Consider the following 1,391-nt stretch of genomic DNA (forward strand, 5'->3'; position numbering starts at 1 on the left):
TTCCAACCTAATTGATCACCCGGGGGCGCGGGCCGTGGTGGCGCCGTCCCTCGACGCGGCGACGGGTGCGTCCGGCCGGGCGGCCGGTATGAGCGCGAGGACGGCGAGGACGAAGAAGGCGGCGGCGAGCAGCGCCGGTGTGCCCTGGCCCCAGGCGGTGGCCACGGCGCCGCCGAGCAGGGCGCCCAGTGGCGCTCCGGCGACACCAAGGGTGCGGAAGGCGGAGCTGACCCGGCCGAGGGCGCCGGCGGGGCTGCGCTGCTGCATCAGGGTGGTGCTGTTGACGTTCCACAGCATTCCCATGAACCCGAAGGCCGCCATGGCGGCCACCAGGGCGGCCGGGCTGGGCACGGAGCCCATGACGACGAGCGCCGCGGTCTGTGCCGTACCGGCGAGCAGGACGGTGCGCACCGGGCCGAGCACGGCCGTGAGCCGCCGGTTCACCGCGCCGCCGGCCAGCCCGCCGACGGTGTACGCGGTGGTGGCCGCCGCATAGCCGGCGGTCCCCGCGTGCAGCCAGCCGGTCACGAGCACGACCAGGGTGGCGATCAGGGCGCCCATGCCGATGTTGCAGAGGGCCGTGGCGGCGCACAGCCCGCGCAGCGGCCGGTCCCGCCACAGGGTGCGCAGTCCGGCGGCGATCTCCCGGCGCAGCGTGCTGCCCGCCGGTCCCGGGGCCCGCTCGGGCGCGCCGGTGCGCAGGGAGGCGACCAGCGCGGCGGCCACCAGGAAGGTGCCCGCGTCGGCCAGGAAGGGGACGGCGGCCCCAGCGGCGAGCAGCAGCGGCACGACGGGGGCTCCGAACAGACCGCCGGCGATCTTCTGCCCGGTCATCAGCCGGGCGTTGGCACTGCCGAGCGCCTCGGGGCCGACCAGGGCGGGCAGCAGGGCGGTGGAGGCGTTGTCGAAGAGGGTCTGGAGCGTGGTCAGGGTGAAGGCCAGCGCGACGAGCAGGGCGATCGAGGCGTGTCCGAGGGCGACGGCCACCGCGAAGGCGGCGACCAGCGCTCCGCGTACCGTGTCCACGGTCCACATGGCGCGTCGCTGGTCGACCCGGTCGGCGATGGCCCCGCCGCACAACCCGAAGAGGAGCCAGGGCAGATAGCCGCAGGCGGTCACGGTGGCGATGAGCAGGGGCCGGTCGGTCAGCGAGGCGGCGAGCAGCGGCAGGGCGGCGGAGCGCAGCGCGTCGCCGAAGCGGGACAGCACGGCGGCACTCCACAGCCGCCCGAAGCCCCCGCGCCACGCGGGCGCGCGCGTCCGCACCGCCGTCACCGTCGCCACAACTCCCCCTCGTGGTCGTCGCCTTCACGAGAACCGTAGAGGGTGCCACTGACAATCGGCCGGGAGCGAGCGGCGGATACGGCTCCGGCCGGGCACCCGTGGGTGCC

1 protein-coding gene is annotated in these 1,391 nt (G+C 75.9%); it reads right to left on the minus strand.

What is annotated here, in order from left to right:
* Nucleotides 1–15: 15 nt before the first annotated feature.
* Nucleotides 16–1,266, minus strand: coding sequence for an MFS transporter (locus VT52_RS35085; protein ID WP_420856332.1), 1,251 nt, complete (start codon nt 1,264–1,266; stop codon nt 16–18).
* Nucleotides 1,267–1,391 lie beyond the last annotated feature (125 nt).

Origin of the sequence: Streptomyces malaysiense, assembly GCF_000980885.2 — a bacterium.
Lineage (GTDB): Bacteria > Actinomycetota > Actinomycetes > Streptomycetales > Streptomycetaceae > Streptomyces > Streptomyces malaysiense.